Raw genomic sequence first — 18,013 nt, forward strand, 5'->3', positions numbered from 1 at the left:
TATTTGGGGTAAATATAGTAAACAGGATAAACAGGAACGCAAACCGGGCAAATAAGTGATTTTAACACATTAATAATTGAAAAGCCCCGAAGCCTGAATAACTATACTAAACAACTAAAATAAACCAATGACTGCAGAAAAAATGATCATGATAACAGGCAAGCAATACCTGGAATTAAAACAAAGCCTGGAGAGTGGTGAAGGCCTTACATATAACATAGGTACCGATAAAAACCCCGAAGAGGTTAAAATAATTAATATGTACATGGATACCGATGCCGATTTTACACGCAATCCCCGGCAGTTTGCCAAAATGAACGAAGACCTTCACATACAGGTAAAGCTGGAATACATAGTTGAATAAAGTATCTTTATTTATTTGCAACTACCAACCTCCTTTAAAACCTTCGGTTAAAGCATTTTTGTAATTTTCCAGATCAAAAGAGTATAGGTAAGGGGCTTTATGCGCGCCGCCTTTGCGTGGCTGCTCGGCACGGTTCAGTATTCCAAAACCCAGTACACGGCGCTGAAAGTTACGCCTGTCAAGCTTTTTACCCAATATGGTTTCATACAGTTTTTGCAGCTCGGGCATGGTAAATTCTCTTGGCATCAGGTTATAACCTATAGGCTGGTAGTTTAGCTGCAGGCGAAGGGCATCTAAAGCGGCTTTAAATATCTGTTCATGATCAAGCAGTAGTTCGGGCATATCATCCAGATCTCGCCAGGTACATGAATCCGAAAACTGATCGGGTTGGGGGGTGACATCAAAAAAATCAACCAGCGCATAATAACCTATTGATAAAAAGCGGTTTGAAAACCAGTTTTCATGATCGGGCACCATATCTTTATAGAGGTCGCTGTGGAATTTCGCGCGATCAGGATCGCCAAAAACATGAAATTGCTGTAAAAATATCTTATCAAGCCCGGTACGTTCTTTTAATATGCGATTGGCGGCCATTTCAATAGGCTCCTGCTTTAATACAAAGCCGCCCGGCAGTAACCACCGTTCTTCATTATGGGGGTTTAACAGCAGCACTTTCATTTGCCCCTCATGAAAACCAAAAACCACACAATCAATAGAAACATGATCGAGGTAGTTTTTGCGGGCATCATCGCTGTATTCAATAAGTTGTTCTTTAGTTAACATTTGTGCTATTGTACAAAAATACTTTGATTATTTAATTATAATAATTACAATTGTGTACTTTATACACCATGGTTTTGTTGTTTGTTTTAGCCAGTTATAATCATTAGATTTTTAGTAAAATAAGTTGGTAACATACAGTTACTTAGCTTTTATTATACCCATATTTGTTTATCCAATTTCCGTTATACCTAAATTAAAAAAATGAAAAAGTATTTTTCAACCCGAATTATTAACAGGGTTATTCCGCTTTGTGTTGTTGTATTGCTGCCTTTTAATAAGGTACTGGCCCAAACCAAAACAGAAGATACCAAAATGAATGTTTTTGTTACTGGTCTGATAAACAAAATGACCATTGACGAGAAAATAGGGCAACTTAACCTGGTAACCATCGGTGCAGCTACAACGGGCTCGGTAGTAAATAAAGGAGTTGAAGATAAAATTAAAAAAGGCGCCATTGGCGGCGTGTTTGGTATTTGGGGCGCCGATAAAGTAAAAGAAGTGCAGGACCTGGCAACAAAAAGTACAAGATTACATATCCCGCTTATTTTTGGCCTTGATGTGATACATGGGCACCGTACTATTTTTCCTATTCCGCTAGGGCTATCAGCTTCCTGGGATATGGGCCTGATCAAACGATCGGCACAAATTGCAGCAAAAGAGGCTACTGCCGAAGGGCTTAACTGGGTTTACTCGCCAATGGTTGATATTGCCCGTGATGCACGCTGGGGCCGTATCTCAGAAGGATCGGGCGAGGACCCGTGGTACGGATCGCAGGTGGCTAAAGCAATGATTCAAGGTTACCAGGGCAGTAGCATGAAAAATGCCGATGCGGTAATGGCTTGCGTAAAACACTTTGCCTTATATGGCGGCGCCGAGGCCGGTCGTGAATATAATACGGTTGATATGAGCCGTATTAAAATGTACCAGGATTACCTGCCGCCTTACCGGGCCGCTGTTGATGCAGGTGCGGGTAGTTTCATGAGCTCGTTTAATACTATTGATGGTGTGCCTGCAACAGGTAACCAATGGCTGCTAACTGATGTATTGCGTAAACAATGGGGTTTTAAAGGTTTTGTAGTATCAGATTATACAGCTGTTAACGAAATGGAGGCCCATGGGCTTGGCGATCTGCAAATGGTATCGGCATTGGCTTTAAAAGCGGGGCTTGATATGGATATGGTAGGCGAAGGATTTTTAACCACCTTAAAAAAATCACTTGCAGAAGGCAAAGTAACCAAACAGGAAATTGACCTGGCTTGCCGCCGGGTGCTGGAAGCTAAGTATAAATTGGGCCTTTTTGATAATCCCTATAAATCAATAGATGCCACCAGGGAAACAAAAGATGTATTAACACCAGAAAACCGTAGCGAGGCCAGAAATATATCCAAACATTCATTTGTATTGCTAAAAAACAGCGCGCAAACTTTGCCGCTTAAAAAAACGGGTTCAATTGCATTGGTAGGGCCATTGGCCAATAACCAGCGCGATATGCTGGGTACCTGGGTTGTTGCCGGCGACTGGGAAAAATCAATCAGTGTAATGCAGGGGATTAAAAACCTGGTAGGTAACGGGGTTACTATTAATTATGCCAAAGGTGCCAATATAACCGAGGATAGCTCATTTATACAAAGGCTTAACTTTTTTGGCCAGCAAATGGTAACTGTTGATAAGAAACCAGCTGATGAACTATTGAACGAAGCTGTTGAAGCCGCCAAAAAATCAGATGTGATTGTAGCTGTAGTAGGCGAATCGCAAAGCATGTCGGGCGAATCATCAAGCAGGGCGGATATTGATATTCCTGAAAGTCAGAAAAACATGCTGAAGGCGCTGGCTAAAACAGGTAAACCATTGGTTATAGTATTGTTTAACGGCCGTCCGCTTACCTTAACCTGGGAAGATGAACATGCCAGTGCTATATTGGATGTTTGGGCACCAGGCACCGAGGCAGGTAATGCTATAGCTGATGTATTGTTTGGCGACTATAACCCTGCCGGTAAAATAACTGCCACCTTTCCGCGTAGTGTAGGGCAAATACCAATTTACTACAATCACAAAAACACCGGCAGACCATATGATGGTAAAGGGCCGTCAAAGTTCAAATCAAATTACCTTGATATATCGAATGATCCGCTTTATCCGTTTGGATATGGCTTAAGCTATACAACTTTTGGTTACAGCGATGTTAAGCTCAATAAAACAAAGCTTAAAGGTACCGAAACACTTACAGCAACTGTTACCGTAACCAATACCGGTAAATATGCAGGTGAAGAAGTGGTACAGCTATACATCAGCGATCCGGTGGCCAGTATCAGCCGCTCGGTAAAAGAATTAAAGAACTTTAAAAAGATAAACCTGCAACCAGGCGAACAAAAAGAAGTATCCTTTAACATTACTCCAGAGGAATTGAAATTTTACAATACCCAGCTTAAATATGACTGGGAGCCGGGTAAGTTCATTGTACAAATTGGTACTAACTCCAGTGATACGCACAGTGCATCAGTGCAATGGGATAAATAATTAGTAACTAATTGTTGGGCTAATAAAAGAGCACCGGTATTTACAATACCGGTGCTCTTTTGGTTATTAGCTGGTGCATTTTTTATGCTTAAAGTATGGAATTAATAATTGTAAAGTAAACATTTATTATTTTAAGATATTATTTATAAATGTTTGTATTACAGTTATAAATAATTAAAAATAATAAATGTTGTAATGACATTATTGACAGATTGTAATGATATTTTAACACTAAAGGAGCATTGCGGGTACAAAATTTTAATGTGCTTAATGAAAAAAAAATAGAGGGTTTTGAGTTCCTCTCATTCATTATTATAGCTTGTTTTCAACTTTTTAGGATGCATTATCATTAGTATCAATATTTTTACATTGCTATATTTTTATAAAAAGGGCACATTTGTTAATATTTTATTAATAAAACACCTGCAATTTGTAATGTTTGGCTGCTATAATGATTTACCAATAATTAATTTGCAAATCTGCATTTTTCACTTGTGTAAACAGTACACTCTCGTTACATTAGTTCCATAGCCAATATAAATTTCTGGAACAACCGGAATTATACAGAATCTAATATTATTATAACATTTAAGTTTTAATGTTCGCTCATCAGGCGGGCATTTAAAAAAGCGGGTGAAGCAGGGGGGAGGTTAAAAATTTATTACGAGAAGATCATATGATAAAACTTTTACATTCATTCTTTTTCAAGTCTTCAAGTTTTAAAAGGCTGCGTAACCAAAGCAGCAATGTCATTTTTTTTGCGTCCCGCAAACTGCTTATCCTGAAATACTTTATTGTCCATTGTAAACTTAAAATACCAGTTATCGACTTAAAATCTTAAATCAAATATATTAATCAACTAAATCTCAATCTCATGTTTAAAAGTTTACTCCTAAAAGGAAGGTTTCTGGGTGTGCTATTATGCTGCCTGATCTCTTCATTGGTAGTTACAGCCCAAACAAAGTACAAGGGGAAGGTTATCGGAAGCGATGACAAATTACCCGTAGTTGGTGCGTCAATACGTATCAAAGGTACTACTACAGGCGCTGTAACAGATGTTAACGGCGAATTTACGCTAAGCCTAAGCCCGGGCAACACACTGGTGGTTTCTTATATCGGTTATCAAACTACCGAAATACAGGTAGGTACTGATGCCAATCTGAGGATCACGCTACAGGCGGGCAATAATTCACTGAACGAAGTTGTTGTTACTGGTTACGGTTCTCAACGTAAAAAGGACATCACGGGTTCAGTAGCCGTTGTTAATGTGGCTACATTTAAATCTGTACCTGCAGGTAACAGTACTTCCTTGTTACAAGGACAGGCGGCGGGTGTTACGGTTACCAATTCCGGTTCACCAGGCGGAGCTTCCGCGGTTAACATTCGTGGTATCGGCTCTATTTTTAGTACCGCTCCACTGGTAATTGTTGATGGTAGCCCTGGTGCAATGGATGATATCAACGTAAACGATATCGAATCGATCCAGGTATTGAAAGATGCGGGTTCTGCATCAATTTACGGTGTGCGTGCTTCTAATGGTGTAATTGTAATAACCACCAAAAAAGGTAAAGCCGGTAAAGCTCAAATCACTTATGATGGCCTTTATGGTACTACAAGACCACTATCTGACGGATTCAAACTGGCTGATACCAAAACCTACATGCAGGCCGAATTTGAATCATACAGAAATGATGGTAAAATAGGCGGTGGTATTAACGGAAACGTTAACAAGCAATTTGACCCTAAAGGAACAGGTACTTATACTATCCCTGATTTTATTTCACCAGCTGGTGCTCGTATTGGCGATCCGGGTACAACCCTTGCTGATTATACGCTTAATCCTCAAACCGGTGTTGGTAACCAGGTAACTTTGGCAAACAAGCAGGGTACTGATTGGTTCCATGAAGTATTTAAGCCTGCTACCCTGCAATCACACAGTGTTACAGCAAGTGGCGGTAGTGATAAAAGCACTTATTTAATGTCAGTGGCTTATCTTAACCAGCAAGGTACATTGATCGGAACTTTTGAAAAACGGTACTCTGTAAGAGCTAATACCAGTTTCAATATTGCCGATCATGTTCGTGTAGGTGAAAATGCATACTTCTTTAACAAGAACAACCCACAGATCAATAACCAAAACGAAGGTAACCCGGTTTCATACATATATCGTGAACCACCTATAATCCCGGTTTTTGATATTAAAGGTAATTATGCCGGTTCAAGGTCACCAGGTTTAAGTAACTCCTCAAACCCTTATGCTATTGTTCAGCGTAACCTGGCTAACAGCAAGCTTAGAGGAAACAACCAGGATTGGGAAGTAATTGGTAATGTTTTTGGAGAGGCAGATTTCTTGAAACATTTTACCATACGTACTCAATTTGGTGGACGCCTTTATAATACTTACAACCGCTTCTTTAACCCTACACCTTACGAAAATGCTGAAGGTAATACCGGTGCAAATTCATACACTGAGGTTGCTGGTTACGGATCGTTTTATACCTGGACCAACACGTTGAAATATAATCAACTGTTTGGTAAACATAGTATTAACGTGTTATTAGGTCAGGAAAATACTAGTAATTACACCCGCCAGGTACAAGGTAGCCGGGGTAATTACAGCGCATCGCTTGATCCTGACTATATTAACTTGGATACAGGATCACCAGCTGGTGTGCAAAATACCAATAACAGTGTGAACCGCGCGCTTACTTCCAATACGCTGCAATCATACTTTGCTCAGTTAAACTATGCATTTGCTGATAAATACCTGTTAACTGCAACTATCAGGCGTGATGGTTCTTCATTCTTTGCCAAAGGAGCCCGTTACGGAACATTTCCTTCGGTAACCGCGGGTTGGAGAGCCTCACAAGAAGATTTTCTGAAAGGCGTAAGCTGGTTGAATGACTTGAAATTCCGTGGTGGTTACGGATCATTAGGATCGCTAAGTGGTGTACAAACCCAACCATATAATGCATTCGATTTATACACTGCAGGTCCTGGTACTCAATACTATGATATTGATGGAAAGGGCAATACTGCTAATTTAGGTTCTTCACTTACTCAAAAAGGTAATAAACAAACTACCTGGGAAACAGATAAGGTGTTAAACGTTGGTTTTGATGCAACTATCCTGAATAATGCACTTGATATCTCTTTTGAATATTACAGAAAAACAATAACCGGTTTGTTATTCAAATCACAGTTGCCTGATCCGGCAGGTGTACCAAACCCTCCATATATTAATGCAGGTGATTTACGTAACAATGGTTATGATATTAATGTAAATTATCACGGTAGCATCAGCGATTTTAAATATACCTTAGGAGTTAACTTTAGCCATTACAGTAACTTAGTTAAGGCGTTAAACCAAGGTACACCTTTCTTAGATGTTAACAGCGGTGGTTCAACCCGTTTACAAAACTTTGTAAGGTTACAACCAGGACAGCCAGTGGGTGAGTTTTACGGTTTGCAGGTATTAGGCTTATATCAAAATCAGGCTGAAGTTGACGCCGGACCTAAATATTCTGACGCTAAACCGGGTTTGTTTAAAATAAAGGATGTTAACGGCGATGGTAAAATAGATTTATCTGACCGTACCTTTATTGGCAACCCTAATCCTAAATTTACAGGTGGTTTTAACCTGAGCGCAAACTATAAAGGGTTTGATCTGAGTGCATTCCTATATGGCGTGTATGGCAACAAGGTAGTTAACTATGTTAAATACTGGACTAACTTCCCTGCTGTATTTGATGGTAACGTGAGCGCTAATATCATAACAGATTCATGGCATGCAGGCGCTGATAACAGCAATGCAACTATACCAATTTTAACCAGGGCGGCAAGTATAGGTAATACCGGCGCTTTCAACTCTTCCTATATTGAAAACGGCTCATACCTGAGGTTAAAATCTTTACAGATTGGTTATACCATTCCAGCTGCAAAATTAAACAAGATCGGTATCTCCAAACTCAGGATTTTTGTATTAGGGAACAACTTGTTCACCATTACCAAATACACAGGTTTAGATCCGGAATTACCAAATTCAACACTTAATAATAATGCAGCGGGTGATAACACCAGTTTCGGTATTGACTTTGGTAACTACCCGGCGAACGAAAAGAGATATAGCGTAGGTCTTCAGGCAACGTTTTAATGTTTAATGTTTTTAGCAAAAAAATTATGAAAAAAATACATTTAAAAGTCATAGTTCCCCTGGTCTTAGTGGCGCTATGCTTAGCATATAGTTGTAAAAAGAACCTCTTAGATCAAAACCCCATCGGAAATTTAAGTCCGGCAACTGTTTCAAATGCGGCAGGTGTAAACGGGATATTGATTGGTGCCTACTCGTTGTTAGATGGTGTAGGAGGTATTGGTGGCGGTTCAAATGCATCAGGCTCAAACTGGATGTTTGGTAGTGTTGCAGGTGGTGACGCCTACAAAGGTTCTCAGCCATCAGATGGTGGACAGGATGCGTTGCCGGTTGGAAACTTTACCGCTAATACCTTCAATATTTATATTCAAAACAGGTACTCGGTATTATTTGATGGTGTTGCAAGATCAAACGACGTATTGCGTACTATTCCAGTAGCAAAAGATCTTCCTGCCGATCAGGCAAAAGTAATAGCTGCGGAAGCAAAGTTCTTACGTGCTTTCTATTACCTGGAGTTAAGGAGAACTTTTGGACAAGTACCTTATGTTGATGAAACAACAACAGACTACAATGTTCCCAATACAGCCGAAATTTTCCCTAAAATAGAAGCTGATTTTAAGGCTGCTATGGCAGACTTGCCTGCCATACCAAATAACGTGGGTCGTGCCAATAAATGGGCTGCACAGGCTTATTTAGCAAAAACATACATGTATGAGCGTAATTTCGCTGCCGCTTTGCCTTTATTACAGGGGCTGATATCAGGTGGTGTAACCTCCAAAGGCGATAAATACAAGCTTAATGATGTGTTTCAGCAAAACTTTAGTCCTGAGGCTTCTCAGAAAAACAGTGCCGAATCGGTATTTGCTGCACAAACTTCTGTAAATGACGGTGCCAATGGTCAAAATGGTAACGCCGGAGATGATTTGAATTTCCCTTACGGCGATGGTGCACCGGGTGGTTGCTGCGGATGGTTTAACCCATCTCAAACATTGGGTAACTCATTTAAAACAGATGCTAACGGGCTGCCATTATTGGATACATACAATACAGTGGGGCAGGATGTGAGCAATGGTGCTACTCCATGGAGTGGTAATGTTGACCCGCGTTTGGATATCACTGTTGGCCGTCCGGGTGTTCCTTATCTTGACTGGGGCAATCCAAAACCAAACTGGATACGTGATGCTACAAATGGTGTTTTCAATCCACGTAAAAACGTTTATTCATTGGCCGAGAGAGGTTCAAACTCAGATGTTACCCCAGGTGTATGGAACAACGTTCAGCTGGTATCAAACAACATTAACCTGATGCGTTATTCTGATATCCTGTTAATGGCTGCTGAGGCTGAAATTGAGGTAGGAAGCACTGCTGCAGCAGAAACGGATGTTAATTTGGTTAGGGCCCGTGCAGCTAATGTAAAAGGGTGGGTTTACAAAAATTCAACCTATGCTCCGGGATCTTCAACCTATGCTATAACTGCAACTCCTGCTGATAAGTATAAAGTAAGCCCATATCCTGCCGGTTCATTTGGCGATAAAAACTATGCCCGTAAAGCGGTTAGGTTTGAAAGGAAACTTGAATTTGGTATGGAAGGTATGCGTTTCTTTGATCTGCAACGCTGGGATGGTGCTTCGGCTGGCCTTCCTGGTAAATTAACAAGCGATGGTAGCATGGCTGCAGCAATTAACGCTTTCTTTGCCTACGATGTAAGGATAAATTCACAATTACAAGGGGCTCATTTCACTCCTAATAAAAATGAATACTATCCAATCCCGGGCAAGCAAATAGATTTATCAAAATCATTGGGTGGTAAAGCTATATTGGTACAAAACAATGGTTATTAATTAAAATCTGTTATAAATTTATAAAAGTGTAATTTTAGGTGGAGATATTTATCTCCACCTTTTTTATAGCCTACTGTTTAAATTAATGAAGTACTTACTCCCCTATATTTGCTTGTTTGCATGTGTGTTATCGGCCTGCAAAAAAACAACCCTTTTTGAAAAGATACCGTCTTCGCACTCAGGGGTAACTTTTAGTAATACTATAGTCGAAAACGCAAAGGTAAATCCACTCACCATGCTTAATATTTATAACGGTGGCGGTGTGGGCGTAGGGGATTTTAATAATGATGGCCTTCAGGATATTTATTTTATTGGCAATGCCGTGCCCAATAGGTTATATCTTAACAAGGGCGATATGAAGTTTGAAGATGTAACTACAAAGGCTGGTGTGGGTGGTAAAGGGGGCTGGGGCCGCGGAGTTGCCATTGTTGATATTAACAGTGATGGTTTACCTGATATTTATGTATGTAATACTTTATTAGACGATTCTGTTAAAAGAACAAACTTACTGTATGTTAACCAGGGCGTAGGTAAGGACGGAGTACCCCGTTTTAAAGAAATGGCTAAGGACTATGGTTTAGATATTAATGTTCACTCTACCATGGCATCTTTTTTTGATTATGATAATGATGGCGATCTGGATATGTACCTCACAGTTAACGAGGCTGTAGCAAGCGATAATCAAAGTACATTCAGGCCAATAATAACAGATGGCAGCCACCGCAGTACCGGCAGGCTTTACCGTAATGACTGGGATCAGAGATTAAAACATGCCGTATTCACCAATGTATCAAAACAGGCAGGCATCACTATTGAAGGATATGGCCATGCCGCCAGCATTGTTGATATCAACAAAGATGGCTGGAAAGATATTTATGTAACCAATGATTTTTTGCCAAGCAATATATTGTACATCAACAATCACGATGGTACTTTTACTGATAGGGCACAGGAGTATTTTAAGCATACCGCATTTAGTTCAATGGGGCAGGATTTTGAAGATGTGAATAATGACGGACTGGCTGATGTATTTGAGGTGGATATGAATCCTGAGGATAATTACCGGAAAAAAATGTTCATGCCATCAAATAATTATCAGATCTATCAAAACTTTGATCGCTATAAATACCAATATCAATACACACGCAATACTTTACAAATTAACCAGGGGCCGCGCCTGGGGCAAAACGATTCCATCGGCGACCCAACCTTTAGCGAAACCGCTTTTTTAAGTGGTGTAGGTCAAACTGATTGGAGTTGGGGCCCAATGATCACCGATTTTGATAATGACGGATATCGCGATATTATAATAACCAATGGCTATCCGCGCGATGTAACCGATCATGATTTTATTATGTTCAGGCAACAAGCTTATTCGGTGGCATCAACACAACAGGTGCTTGATCAGATACCTATTGTAAAAATACCTAATTATGCATTTAAAAATACCAATGGGTTACAGTTTGAAGATGTAACTAAAACCTGGGGACTTGGTATTCCATCGTTTTCAAATGGTGCTGCTTATGCCGATCTTGACAATGATGGTACTATGGACATGATCATCAACAATATTGATGATGAAGCATTTATATACAAAAATACCGCAAGGGAAAAGGATAAGAACAATAATAATTATTTACATATACAATTTCATGGCAACGGGCAAAATCTTGATGGTATTGGTGCCTGGGCCAATATTTATTATGACCATGGCAAACAGCAGGTGTATGAAAATACACCTTACCGGGGGTATTTATCATCCATACAAAATATAGCACATTTTGGGTTGGGCAAAGTAACCAGCCTCGATTCGGTGGTGATCAGGTGGGACAATGGGAAGAAACAGACCCTGCGCAATGTAAAAGCTAATCAAACCCTTAAAGTAAACATTGCCGATGCTAAGGAGAACTATAATTTTACTCAGCCTGTAATTAACAAGGCGTCATTGTTTAGGGAGATAACAAGATCGGCAGGCATTACCTATAAACATCAGGATAGGGATTATGTTGATTTTAACATTCAAAAACTAATACCTCATAAATTATCAGAATATGCCCCGGCCATAGCTGTTGGCGATGTTGATGGCAATGGCTCTGATGATATGGTAATTGGCGGTACAACCCAATATCCTGCTCAGGTATTATTGCAGCAGGCAAGTGGTAAATTTATACAACGCGACCTGTTACCACAGGCACATGAAGTTCCGTTAACCGCCAACGCGGCCTCGGCGCATAATGACTATCTGGCGCCCAAGGTAAGGGTTAAAGATGAGGGGATATTATTGTTTGATGCCGATGGCGATGGCCACCCGGACCTGTATATAGCCAGCGGCGGATTTGAAAGTGAACCAGGATCGTCAAATTACCAGGACAGGCTGTATATAAATGACGGTAAAGGCAACTTTAAACTACAACCAGATGCCTTGCCTAAAAACCTCACCAGTAAATTATGTGTTAAGGCTGCAGATTTTAACCGGGATGGTAAGCTTGACTTGTTTGTTTCAGGTCGTGTTGACCCCTGGAATTATCCTAAACCGGTTTCGAGCTTTGTTTTACGTAATGACAGTAAAAACGGGGTAATTAAGTTTACTGATGTGTCGGCAACTGCGGCTAAAGCGTTAAAAGATGTTGGCCTGGTGTGTGATGCCACATTTACTGATTTTAATAATGATGGCTGGCCCGATCTGATACTTACCGGCGAGTGGATGCCTATCACTTTTCTTGAAAATGATAAAGGCACCTTTAAAAACGTGACCAATAATACCGGCGTTGAAAATAAGCTGGGCTGGTGGAATACCATTGCCGCCGGCGATTTTGACCATGATGGCGATATTGATTATATAGTTGGTAATACAGGCTTGAACACTTTTTACAAAGCCACAGAACAGTATCCGATATATATTACCGCTAAAGATTTTGATAATAATGGCAGTTATGATGCTTTCCCCTCGGTTTTCCTCAAAGATCAGGAGGGAGTGATGCAGGAATTTCCGGCCCAGGGACGTGATGATATCATAAAACAAATGATCAGTATGCGCGTCAGATATCAGAATTACAAATCATTTGCTATAGCAACAATGGACTCCGTAATAACCCCGGAAATGCGTAAAGGAGCGGTAAGACTAAAGGCAAATTACCTGGAATCCTGTTATTTGCGTAATGATGGCAATGGTAAGTTTACCGCTATACCCTTACCAGTTGAAGCACAGGTATCTGAGCTATGTGGCATTACTGTTGATGATTTTGATGGTGATGGCAACCTTGATGTGGCCATAAACGGTAATGATTATGGTACCGAGGTTACAACGGGGCGTTATGATGCTTTTAATGGTTTAATACTTAAAGGCGATGGCAAAGGTGGATTTAAACCATTGAGCTTATTACAAGGGGGGCTTTACATCTCGGGTAATGGCAAAGCTTTGGTTAAATTAAAAGGAGCAAAAGGTAATTATCTGTTAGCTGCTACCCAAAACAGGGATGCAATGAAATTATTTGAATTAAAAAGACAGATTAAAACAGTCAATCTGCAACCGCTGGATGCATATGCTACTATAAAATATAAAAATGGTAAAACAACTAAACAGGAATTTTATAATGGTAGTTCTTTCTTGTCACAGTCGGGCAGATTTTTTAATATTGAAAACAATATGGCATCAGTAACGATAACTGATAGCTATGGCCACCAAAGAAACATACAGCTTAATTAATCATTGATATATGAGATGCTTTAAAATATTTATAGCCGTTGCGGGTATTTTTTTGATTTTTAGTTGCGGGCATAAAAAAAAGGCAGCTTTAATGAATGATGCCAATGTAATGCATCAAAACGTTGATCAGCTAACACAGGTAATTATATATGATGTGTTTACGCCCCCGGTGGCCGCCCGTATTTATGGCTATACCACCTTGGCTGCCTATGAAGCGATACGTTATGCCAACCCTGATTATAATTCAATTACAGCGCAGTTGAAGGGGTTTGGTGAGCCACCCAAGCCACAAAAAAACAAAACTTATAATTATACCCTGGCAGCTACCAAAGCATTTTTTACAGTAGCCCATAAGATCACCTTTTCGGTTGATACGCTTAAAAAGTACGAAGACAAGGTATTTGCCAGTTACAAGGATAATCTCGACGATTCAACCTATGCGCGTTCTGTTGCGTTTGGTGAGCAAATTGGCAAATATGTATTAAAACGCAGCGCTACAGATAATTATCCGCAAACGCGTGGTAAGCCCCGGTTTTTAGGTAATGATAACCCGGGTCAATGGCACCCCACACCACCCGATTATTTGGATGGCGTGGAGTTTTGCTGGGGCACCATGCATACTTTTGCTGTTGATACCTCAACCAATTTCCCGCTGCCCCCTCCGCCACCTTTCAGCGAAGATAAGAACAGCGCCTATTTTAAGCAAAATGTAGAAGTTTATGAGCAGAGTAAAAACCTTACCCAGGAGCAAAAGGATATCGCGCGGTTTTGGGATGATAACCCTTTTGTAATTCAGCACAACGGACACATGATGTTTGCCAATAAAAAAATTACACCAGGCGGTCACTGGATAGGTATTGCGGCAATTGCCTGTAAACAAACCCATGCCGATGTGGTAAAAACCGCCCAGGTTTATGCCCTTACATCAATAGCCCTTTTTGATGCATTTATTTGCGGCTGGCAGGTAAAATACGATCTGAATTATATAAGGCCGGTAACAGTTATTAATGATAAAATTGACCATGACTGGCTGCCTATGCTGCAAACCCCGCCGTTTCCTGAATACCCAAGCGGGCACAGTGATATCAGCGGTGCGTCGGCTGTTGTACTAACCCATTTGTTTGGCGATAACTTTGCTTACCAGGATACCAGCGACCTCAGGTACATCGGTATGCAACGCCATTTCGATTCTTTTTTAAAGGCATCAGACGAAACCTCCATCAGCAGGTTTTATGGCGGTATTCATTATCGTAACAGTGTTGATCAGGGGGCTGTGCAGGGCCGGCAAGTGGGCGAATACATTTGGAAAAAACTAAAACTAAAGAAATAACAGGCTGTCTATCCTTATGAGTTTTAAGAAGAATTATTTAATAACATCTTATCTGTTATTGTTCACCGTGTTATTATCGGGCATAACGCTCATGAACGCTTGTAAACGAAAAACCAGCGAGCCCTATAAGTTAACCGGGAATGTTTTGGTTGACGGACAAAATCTTGCACAGTTAAAATGTACGCGCTGCCATGCTCTTGTACCGGTAAATGCCCTGAGTAAAGATGTTTGGGAAAGGCATGTGCTGCCCTACATGGCCAGTTATATGCATATATCACTTTACGGACCTACCTATTTTAAAAGAAATGTGGCTGATACTACCGGTGCAACCTTACAAGAGTGGCTCACCATAGTTGAATATTATAAAAAAGCCGCTCCGGATACCATCGTGGCCGCCAAAAAGCCCACCCCTTTGTTGGCTGATTGGGCCGGATTTACCTTAAAAAAACCAGCGCCAGTAAACTATACAAGTTTTACCACCATGGTGGCAGTTAATCCGTATACACATAAGCTATATAGTGCCGATTTTACAAATGCGAAACTGCTGGGCTGGGATAGTAATTTAAAGCCAGATTCATTGGGTACCTTACCATCGCCAGCAGTAAATGTGGGTTTTGCCAAAGATACTGCCGGTAATAATGCGGGATACTTTTCATGTGTTGGCCGTTTGGAGCTTGCTGATTTTCCTAATGGCAAAGTGGTAAAAGTTAACCTTGATGCCAAAGAGTTAAATAACGACCAAACATTTGTGGCATCTGATTTGCCACGGCCGCAGCAAACCGTATTTGCCGATTTTAATAAAGATGGCCTTGCCGATATGGTGGTTTGCGGGCAGGGTAAACTTAAAGGCGGGGTTTTCCTGCTAAAACAAAATCGTGATCATTCGTATACACAGGAAACTATTTTTAATAAACCAGGTGCAGTACAAGCCGTAACCGGCGATTTTAATAAAGATGGCTGGCCCGATGTAATGGTGTTGATAGGCAGTGCCGATGAAGGCCTGTGGCAATTTTTAAACGATCACAATGGTGGTTTTACCACAAAGAACCTGTTACGTTTCCCGCCGGTATACGGATCTACCAGTTTTCAGCTGGCTGATATGGACCATGATGGTAATCCTGATCTTATATATACCTGTGGTTATAATTATAAAGACTCTCGAAGGATAAAACCTTATCATGGCTTATACATTTATACCAATACCGGCAATTGGAACTTTAAACAACGCTGGTTTTATCCTATTAACGGCTGTACAAAAGCTGTAGCTGTTGATTTTGATGGCGACGGCGATCTGGATATTGCTACAATAGCCTTTTTTGCCGATATGAAGAATACCCCGGAAGAGGAGTTTATTTATTTTGAACAGAACAAACCTTTTGATTTTAAACCACACGCCATTCCGGTAAGCCAGTACGGCCGTTGGATGTGCATGGATGTAGCCGATCAGAACAACGATGGTAAACCGGACATTATATTAGGCAATTATTCAAGCGGTTTTATGTTCATACCTGGTTTTAAACCAACATGGGATAAAAGTTTGCCTTTAATAGTGCTCGAAAATTATATCAAAAAATAAAATATAAAAGCTGCACCCTGCATGTGTTTGCAAAATGGAAATGTGTACATGATTAAAAACTACAGGTTGCCGGTAAATAAGTTAGGCATATTAATGGTTTTGGCGCTTGCAGTTGCCACATTGAATAGTTGCGGTAATAAAAGTAATACCATAAGTAATGAAGAATATTTAGCCAAGGGTAAAAAACTGGCAGCGGTGCATTGTTCAAGCTGCCACCAACTGCCCGATCCGGCATTGCTTGACAGTTATACCTGGGAAACAGGCGTTATGCCGGCAATGGCCCCCAAATTTGGATTTAAGAGCTTTATGAGTAGTTACCTGGTTTCGTCAACAACAACTATATCTAAAAATGATTGGTATAAGATTTTAACCTGGTATAAAACCGCATCGCCTAAAAAACTGCTTATCCCCAAACCTAATGCTGTAAAGGATTGGGCCATATTTAGCCTGAAACAACCTCCATATGTTGAGCATAAGGGACCGCAGGCTACTACGAGTATGGTTGCTTATAATCCCAACGATAACTATATTTATACGGGTAATGTAGGCAGCAAATTATACAAATGGAACAGCAACCTGCAACCTGTATTGGTTAAACAACTTCGCTCACCAGTTACCGACGCTAATTTTTTTAAAACCGAATCAGAACCTAATGGCGCTGTTTTAACCTGCATAGGGATATTACCACCCAATGATGAGCTTAAGGGGCAATTGATAAACATTAGCCTGAACAGCAAATCAACAAACAACACAAAAGTAATTACAGACAGCCTGCCACGCCCGGTAAAAAGTACCTATGCCGATTTTAACAAGGATGGTCTGATGGACTATGTATCCTGCGGCTTTGGGCATAATCAGGGGGGCTTATATCTGGTGCAGCAACAAGCCAATCACCAATTTAAAAGAAAAGCGATAAGGGCCATACCCGGTGCAACCCAGGTATATACCGGCGATTTTAACCACGATGGCTGGCCCGATATTGCCTGTTTATTTGCCCAGGCCGATGAAGGGGTTTGGCTGTTTTTAAATGATAAAAAGGGCGGTTTTAGTACTCAAAACCTGCTTCGCTTTCCATCAGTATATGGTTCAAGCAGTTTTCAGTTAATTGATATTAACCACGATGGCCAGTTGGATATTTTATATACCTGCGGCGATAATAATGATTTTTCGCCGGTGCTTAAGCCTTATCATGGGGTATATATTTTTATAAACCAGGGCAACTGGAAATTTAAACAAACCTATTTTTATCACATTAACGGTTGTTCAAAAGCTATGGCTACCGATTTTGATCATGATGGCGATCTGGATATAGCCGTAATCGCCTTTTTTCCTGATTTTAAATATCACCCTGAAGAAGGGTTTACGTATCATGAACAAACCAGTCCCGGTAAGTTTAAAGTTCATGAGATCCCCATTAGCAGGTATGGCCGCTGGATATCAATGGATGTAAACGATATTGACCATGATGGTAATATGGATATTATCCTGGGTAATTTTTCGGCAGGGGCAAAGGGGCTTATGATCCAAAAAGATGTTGAACCCAACTGGGATCTGTACGAACCCTTGATCGTACTTCACAATACCCTAAAAAAAGAAGCTGTAAAAGCGCATTAAGCAGCAATAGTATAATGAAATGATAAATAAGTACATTATTAACTTGCTGTAGGTTAGTTAGTTTTGGGCTGTTATTTATTGCTCTTGAACCATAGTAAGCATCCTGCATTTTATGCTGATCAATCGCTTACG

9 protein-coding genes are annotated in these 18,013 nt (G+C 40.5%); 8 read left to right on the forward strand and 1 reads right to left on the reverse strand.

Annotated elements, in window-relative coordinates; genetic code table 11:
* Window positions 1-127 precede the first annotated feature (127 nt).
* Entirely contained in the window at window positions 128-364 is a 237-nt protein-coding gene (locus M2273_RS07340) for a hypothetical protein (RefSeq protein WP_429394855.1), read from the forward strand.
* A 21-nt stretch (window positions 365-385) separates the two neighbouring features.
* On the opposite strand, the gene M2273_RS07345 is transcribed toward M2273_RS07340, so the two are convergent.
* Window positions 386-1,147 (reverse strand): NUDIX hydrolase, encoded by a 762-nt coding sequence (locus M2273_RS07345; RefSeq protein WP_429394857.1) that lies wholly within the window; start codon window positions 1,145-1,147, stop codon window positions 386-388.
* A 201-nt stretch (window positions 1,148-1,348) separates the two neighbouring features.
* Here M2273_RS07345 and bglX point away from each other — a divergent pair, with 201 nt between their 5' ends.
* From bglX to M2273_RS07380, 7 genes are all read left to right on the forward strand, one after another.
* Window positions 1,349-3,664, forward strand: a complete 2,316-nt coding sequence (bglX, locus tag M2273_RS07350; RefSeq protein ID WP_429394859.1) for a beta-glucosidase BglX — start codon at window positions 1,349-1,351, stop codon at window positions 3,662-3,664.
* 874 nt (window positions 3,665-4,538) lie between these two features.
* Window positions 4,539-7,817 (forward strand): SusC/RagA family TonB-linked outer membrane protein, encoded by a 3,279-nt coding sequence (locus tag M2273_RS07355; RefSeq protein ID WP_429394862.1) that lies wholly within the window; start codon window positions 4,539-4,541, stop codon window positions 7,815-7,817.
* Between the two features lie 26 nt (window positions 7,818-7,843).
* On the forward strand, window positions 7,844-9,655 hold the full coding sequence (locus tag M2273_RS07360; RefSeq protein WP_429394864.1) for a RagB/SusD family nutrient uptake outer membrane protein: 1,812 nt from the start codon (window positions 7,844-7,846) through the stop codon (window positions 9,653-9,655).
* Window positions 9,656-9,740: 85 nt separating this feature from the next.
* Entirely contained in the window at window positions 9,741-13,361 is a 3,621-nt protein-coding gene (locus M2273_RS07365) for a VCBS repeat-containing protein (RefSeq protein ID WP_429394866.1), read from the forward strand.
* Between the two features lie 10 nt (window positions 13,362-13,371).
* Window positions 13,372-14,691 (forward strand): vanadium-dependent haloperoxidase, encoded by a 1,320-nt coding sequence (locus tag M2273_RS07370; RefSeq protein ID WP_429394867.1) that lies wholly within the window; start codon window positions 13,372-13,374, stop codon window positions 14,689-14,691.
* Window positions 14,692-14,707: 16 nt separating this feature from the next.
* Window positions 14,708-16,267, forward strand: a complete 1,560-nt coding sequence (locus tag M2273_RS07375; protein WP_429394870.1) for an FG-GAP repeat domain-containing protein — start codon at window positions 14,708-14,710, stop codon at window positions 16,265-16,267.
* A 48-nt stretch (window positions 16,268-16,315) separates the two neighbouring features.
* Window positions 16,316-17,881 (forward strand): FG-GAP-like repeat-containing protein, encoded by a 1,566-nt coding sequence (locus tag M2273_RS07380; protein WP_429394873.1) that lies wholly within the window; start codon window positions 16,316-16,318, stop codon window positions 17,879-17,881.
* Window positions 17,882-18,013: the final 132 nt, after the last annotated feature.

This window comes from Mucilaginibacter lappiensis, assembly GCF_050433765.1.
GTDB classification, from domain to species: domain Bacteria; phylum Bacteroidota; class Bacteroidia; order Sphingobacteriales; family Sphingobacteriaceae; genus Mucilaginibacter; species Mucilaginibacter lappiensis_A.